The sequence below is a fragment of the Saccharospirillum sp. genome (assembly GCF_040881935.1).
Classification (GTDB): Bacteria; Pseudomonadota; Gammaproteobacteria; order Pseudomonadales; family Natronospirillaceae; genus Saccharospirillum.
Map to the genome: position 1 here is coordinate 88169 of NZ_JBBECH010000057.1, position 6350 is coordinate 94518.

The window sequence follows — 6350 nt, forward strand, 5'->3', positions numbered from 1 at the left end:
GATTAGGCCCGACACTCGTTCAATGCCGCTTGCAAGGCCTGGCTGTCGAGATCACGGCCTATCCATACAATCTTTGTCTGGCGCTGTTCACCATCCGACCAGGGGCGCTGGAAATCGCCTTCGATCATCATGTGTACACCCTGGAAAACCAGTTTTCTGGGCTCACCCGCAACATTGACAATGCCTTTAACGCGCAATATGTCCTGGCCCTGTTCGGCCAGGTAGGTTGTCAGCCAGGTTGAGACGCGCTCCGCGTCCATTGGCGCATCGTGTCGGATGACGCAACTGGAAATGCCACTCAAATGGCCGTCAGTAGCGTCGTTTGAGGCGTCATGATGATGCTCATCGTCGTGGTTGCAGTCATGGCTGTGCCGGTGACCCGGTTCTCCATGCGCCGGATTGATCTCATCGTCCATATCGTCAAGTCGTGCAAGATCAAACCGGCCCTGATTCAATATGGTCGACACGTCGACTCTGGCGTGCTCGGCGTCGACTTGTCGGGCAAAGGGGTTCAATGCGCGCAGTAGCTGCCGACGCTGGTCCAGTTCATCGGCTGAAATCAGATCGGTCTTATTGAGGATGATCTGGTCGGCAAAGGCGATTTGTTCGGCCGCTTCTGAACCCTGTGCCAGGCTTTGTGGCAAATGCCGGGAATCGACCAGAGTAGTAACGCTGTCCAACTGGTAATGCTGTTGAATTTTCGGATCAACAAAAAACGTTTGGGCAACCGGGCCAGGGTCCGCCAGTCCGGTGGTTTCGATAATGACTGCGTCGAAATCCAGGCGCCGGTCTATGAGCCGGTGCAGAGTTTCGATCAGGTCTCCGCGCACCGTGCAGCACACACACCCGTTACTCATTTCGAACAGATCTTCTTCGCTCGACATTACCAGGTCACCGTCGATGCCCGCTTCACCAAATTCATTGATGATGACGGCATAGCGGTGTACCTGGTCTTCGCTCAGAATACGGTTGAGTAAGGTGGTTTTACCCGCACCCAGATAACCGGTTAACAGCGTAACCGGAATTCGTTCGGTAGCAATCGACACAAGTCCGGCCTTACATCCAGGGCATCAGAGAGACGTGAATGACATCTTTCTCGCCCTTTCCGCCCACCGATTTTATCGCCCACTCGGTATCTTTCAGACCGAATCGATGGGTGGTGAGAAGATCCAGCGGGAAACGCTTGGACGCCAGTTGTTGCAATGCCAGTTCGCAGGATTCGTAGTTGTGCCCGCGCGCACTCTTGATGGTGATGTATTTGTTGGCGACTTTACCCAGTGGGAAATTTGGGAAGTCGGCCATTTCGCCCTGAATTAACAGCGTACCACCTTTGCGTTTGAGTGCTTCTATACCGAGCAGAACAGGGATGGTTCCCGCGCCAGCGGTGCAATCGAGTGAGACGTCCACCCCTTCGCGGTTGGTAATTTCCATGATGCGTTCCAACGGGTCTTCTTCATCCACTACGATGGTGTAGTCTGCACCCAGTTTTTTAGCGACTTCAAGGCGTGCCTTGTCGCGCGAGGTACCGGTGATGATGATCAGCGAGGCACCCGCCTGCTTGCAGGCAACGGTTTGTGCCAGACCTTGCTGGCCGGGGCCCTGGATCAGTACTCTGGAGTTATAGCCAACCTGGCAGTCAAACAAGGCCCACTGAATGCCATTGGCCATGGGTGTGACAATGCCGGCCAGCTCGGCTGAAACGCCATCGGGCACTTTATGCAGTACCGCATTCCACGGCAGGTACATGTATTCAGCAAAGCCGCCCCATAGGAATGGCTCACGCTTCAGTGGGGTGTAGCCGTAACGGACGGCATCGGGGTTCTTGCGCCAGTCTGTACCAGAGCACAGTCGGTATTCGCCCTTGTGGCACCATTCGCATTTGAAACAGGGTACGTAGTGCTCTACAAACACCCTGTCACCCTCTTTTACCCCTTTTCGATCCATGAACTGCTTGCCGGCTTTGGTGATGATGCCGATATTTTCGTGACCCATGATAACCGGGTCATCCGAAGGCGGGTTGCTGTAAAGCTTGACGTCAGTACCGCAGATGCCAGCGACTTCGACTTTCATCAGCGCACCGTCTTCAGGTACCTCCGGCATTGGGAAGCTCTGGATCTCGGTGGTGTTTGCTCGGGTTCTTACGGCCGCTCTGACGTGTTCAGGCGCTTTGGTTTGCTCGGACATGGTGCCTCCGCCCGTATTGACGGGTCTCTATTTGGGGGTATGGAACGGCGCTGCAAGGCGCTTTGTTGTAATGAGGTGAGCTTAACAAGTATAATTCCCCTGTGCAAAACAATGTTCACTATAAAGGAATTTGAAACGGTCAGATTTCAGGTATACAGACCGTTCCGGATAGTAGGCAACCGTTACATTTCCAGGTCAGGCCCGTTCTTATGTTGCAGCCTTTTCGTCAGCCAGCCAGTACTCACCTGGACCGGGTAGAGTCCTGGACCCGGAGTCGTTTTGAGTTGAACGGCGAGGCTGTGGTTGTGGTTGCTGAAGTGCGGTGTCAGGTGCCGGGCTGCCCGCCGATAGAAACCATCGTGGCGTTCTGGCTGACCAGCGGTCCGCGCTATCGGTTTAAGGTGTTCAAACCGCTGGCGGAGGTTATTGAATCTGATATTCCGGTGAAGTGGCTGCTGCCGGCACTGGAAGATGCTGGGGACCTGGGCTGCGATTGCTGCTGAACCGGAAGCCGGCCGGGGCTTTCTGCCGGTGGTCACAACATCAGTCACAATAACAGCCGTTACTGCAACAACAGGCACTCCGGCAGTCGGCCATAAAACAGTGGTTTACACTTTTTGGGAGAGAGGCAATGGCGCGCGCGCTGAAGACACTGACCCGTACTCAGGGGAATAATTTCGCGATAAAAAATGGTGACATTCAGCCAACTGGATTTCGCTTTAAATTTGAAGAAGTAAATCCCCTGCCAAAGGGGTTCAGACGTATGGTTCGGAATCTGGATTTTGATGTCAGTGAAATGGCCCTGACGACGTATCTGTGTGCGCGTGAACACGGCGCTCGATTCACGGCGTTGCCGATCTTTCTGGTGCGTGAGTTTCATCATGGCGCCATTTTACATAATCGACAGGCGGGTTTTAGGCACCCCAAAGACCTGGAGGGTCAGCGTGTTGGCGTTAACCGGGGTTACACCGTCACTACCGGAGTTTGGGCTCGCGCCATCCTTGAACAGCAATACGGCGTTGACCTCGACAGCATCACCTGGGTGTTGTCGGGTGATGAACACGTTAGCGCTTGGCAGGCACCGGGCAATGTTGTACCGCTGGAACCCGGCCTGAATATGGAAGAGGAACTGGCCAGTGGCCGACTGTCCGCTGCTATTGGTGTCAAGCAGGAGCATCCCGAAGTTGAGACGCTGATTCCCAATGCTTATGAGACGAGTTTGCAGGCACTGCGGGATTTCGGGTTATATCCGATCAATCATCTGGTCGTGGTCCGGGACGATGTGCTGGCTGAGCACCCTGATGTTGCAAAAGCCGTATTCGATGCCTTTGTTGAATCAAAAAATCGCTACCTCGAGTCATTAATGGCCGGAAGCTGGGCTGAACAATTTTCAACGGATCAACTGCATCGTGATGTTATGCCGGTCATTGGCGATCCGTTACCTTACGGCATCGAACCCAACCGGCCGATGCTGAACATGCTGGTTGCACAGGCGCTGCGACAAGGAATCCTGAAGCGACCTGTCACGGTTGATGAGGTGTTCGCCGCCTCGACGCGAAACCTGGTTGGCTGACATTTGACTGGCAGAAAACAGCGCCTCTTAGGCGCTTTTTTTGTGGGTACACCGCCCGGGCGCATTGCGCGGTTGATCTTTAGGCGTTACCGGCGCCGCGAATGACGGTTCAGTCCGATGTTTCATCTTGACTTCGAATTGCAACTTGCTAAGGTACTCGGTACCTCTATGGTGACTAACGTTCTTCATAAAGGAACAATTCGAGCAAAAACAAGGATTTAGCGTCGCGCAGGAACCGCCTGGTAAGTTTCCAGGGTGAGTGACAGCCGGATTGAGTGAACCGGTTCGATTGGTTCATACGACCGAAGCCCGTACAACAATAATTTTTGGCGCAAAGGTGCATGAAATGAAAAATACCCTGTTCCGTTCTGCGGCGGCCATGGCCGTTGTTATTCCCTCTCTGTTGATGGCAGGTCACAGTCAGGCAGAAGACCTGTCAGCAGCTGAAGCGTTTTATGATGGCAATACCATCAACTGGATTGTTCCGTACTCTCCTGGTGGTGGTTACGATGAATATTCCCGCCTGATCATTCCCTATTTCGAAAAATACACCGGAGCAAGTGTTCGCTTGCAAAATAACCCGGGTGCCGGCGGCATGCGTGGTGCCAACGACATTTACCGGGCACCGAAAGATGGCCTGACGGTCGGGATTGTTAACGGCAGTGCACTGGTGACAAACCAGCTAGCCGGTATCGAAGGTGCTGTTTATCAATTTGAAAAATACGGTTTTTTGGGTCGGGTTGTTGCGGACCAGCGAGTACTGGCTGTGTCAACACGGGGCGATTTTGAAACCATTGAAGAGATGGTTGAGTCCAACTCAACGTTCAAGGTTGGTGCCACCGGTCTTGGTGGAAGTACCTACGTCGATGCGCTGGTTGCGGGTGAATTGTTCGATCTGAACCAAGACATCATTCATGGTTTTGACAGTTCCTCTGTGATTCGCCAGGCCATGTTGCGCCGCGACATTGTTGGCATGTGGGGCTCATATGGCAGCGCCATTCAGGATGTCGAGGACGGCATGCAAAAAATTGTTCTGCAGTCAGGACAAGAGCGTACTGCGGCCATACCGGACGCACCTACCGTGCTGGAACTCGCCGAACGAATGAACCTGGGTGCCGATAAAATGGCCGTCCTTCGTGCCTGGCAGGGTCTGAATGATGTTGGCCGTCCAGTGGTAACGCCTCCGGGTGTTGCGGCCGACCGACTCACGTTCCTGCAACGTGCCTTTGAGCAAGCGCTGAATGACCCTGAGTTTGTGGCCAAGGCAGAAAACGCTGGTCGTGACCTGAGTTTTGTCAATGGCGAGCGCATGGCTGAAATTGCAACCGATGCAGCCGTCATGCCCGAAGCCGCTAAAGCGTTCTTTATCGAAGCAGTGTCTGGCGGAATCTAGTCTTGGTGTGTTGTCTGCAGGCGGCATCCCTGTTAATTGGTAATCGTGACGCTGCCTGCTATTTATCTGTTCAGGAGTCTGCATGGACATACTTGAAGGTTTAGTTAGTGGCCTGTTCCAAGCATTAAGTTTCGACGTTTTCCCCTATTTACTGGTCGGTTCACTCTTCGGGTTGATTGTTGGTGTGATTCCGGGGCTGAGCGGACACTTTGCCATGGCCATGGCCATTCCGTTCCTGTACAGCATGGAACCTAATGCTGGCGTTGCCTTTATTCTTGGCGCACATGCTACCGTTGCTCAGGGGGGAGGCATAACCGCGATTCTGTTCAGTACCCCGGGCACCGGGCAGAACGCAGCGACCATGTTGGACGGACCACCCATGCGCCAAAAGGGACTGGGGGGCCAGGCCGTTGGTGCGGCGTTGCTGGCGTGTTTTATGGGTGCCACCTTCGGCGCCATTGCTCTGGCTATTCTGCTGCCGGTCCTGCAGGAAGCCTCTCTGTTGTTCGGGCCACCGGAGATTGTCATTCTGTCTTTTCTGGCACTGACGTTTGTCGCCGTGCTCGGTAAGGAAGACATGGCTCGCAGCCTTGTTGCTGCGCTGCTTGGCCTGCTCATGGCGATGGTCGGACTAGACAATGTGACCAATCAGGCACGCTTTACCTTCGATTCGTTTGCCTTGATTGATGGTTTGCCTCTGGTGCCAGTGATTCTGGGGCTATTTGCTGTATCTGAGATGTTTGACCTATTTATTCGTGGCGGCAGTCTGTCGGACTCCAGTGACGGTAAGGTCATGAGCATGCGCGAAACTCAGCGCCAGATATTCAGCGGTATGAAAATCACATTGCAAAAATGGTGGCTGGTCATGCGCTGCAGTTCTATCGGTACGCTGATGGGGCTGGTGCCAGGGCTTGGCAGCGCCCCGGCGGCCTTTGTTGCCTATGGTCATGCCAAGCAAACTTCGAAAGACAAAGCCAGTTTTGGCAAGGGAAACATTGAAGGGGTAATTGGTTCTGAATCGGCAAATGATGCAGTTGAAGGCGGCGCACTGGCCTCAACCATCGCCTTTGGCATTCCTGGCAGTTCATCCATGGCTATTCTGTTGGGTGGCTTGTTCATTCTGGGTATGGAAACCGGGCCGAGAATGATGATTTCGCATCTGGATATTGTCTTTGTAATGATTTTCACCATTGTCATTGG

At 53.7% G+C, this 6350-nt stretch carries 6 protein-coding genes; 4 read left to right on the forward strand and 2 right to left on the reverse strand.

What is annotated here, in order from left to right; translation table 11 throughout:
* Positions 1-2: 2 nt before the first annotated feature.
* Positions 3-1046, reverse strand: a complete 1044-nt coding sequence (locus WEB54_RS10920; protein ID WP_368055598.1) for a GTP-binding protein — start codon at positions 1044-1046, stop codon at positions 3-5.
* Positions 1047-1056: 10 nt separating this feature from the next.
* The gene (locus WEB54_RS10925; RefSeq protein WP_368055600.1) at positions 1057-2184 is read right to left on the reverse strand and encodes a zinc-binding dehydrogenase; all 1128 of its coding nucleotides are present in this window, start codon (positions 2182-2184) and stop codon (positions 1057-1059) included.
* 209 nt (positions 2185-2393) lie between these two features.
* On the opposite strand from WEB54_RS10925, the gene WEB54_RS10930 reads away from it, so the two are divergent.
* The 4 genes from WEB54_RS10930 to WEB54_RS10945 form a co-directional block, all read left to right on the forward strand.
* The gene (locus WEB54_RS10930; RefSeq protein WP_368055601.1) at positions 2394-2687 is read left to right on the forward strand and encodes a hypothetical protein; all 294 of its coding nucleotides are present in this window, start codon (positions 2394-2396) and stop codon (positions 2685-2687) included.
* A gap of 260 nt (positions 2688-2947) precedes the next feature.
* Positions 2948-3757: a hypothetical protein gene (locus WEB54_RS10935; protein WP_368055603.1), complete on the forward strand. Its 810-nt coding sequence runs from the start codon at positions 2948-2950 to the stop codon at positions 3755-3757.
* Positions 3758-4103: 346 nt separating this feature from the next.
* On the forward strand, positions 4104-5150 hold the full coding sequence (locus tag WEB54_RS10940) for a Bug family tripartite tricarboxylate transporter substrate binding protein (protein ID WP_368055605.1): 1047 nt from the start codon (positions 4104-4106) through the stop codon (positions 5148-5150).
* Positions 5151-5232: 82 nt separating this feature from the next.
* Positions 5233-6350 (forward strand): tripartite tricarboxylate transporter permease (locus tag WEB54_RS10945; RefSeq protein WP_368055607.1); only part of this gene is annotated, 1118 nt, incomplete at its 3' end.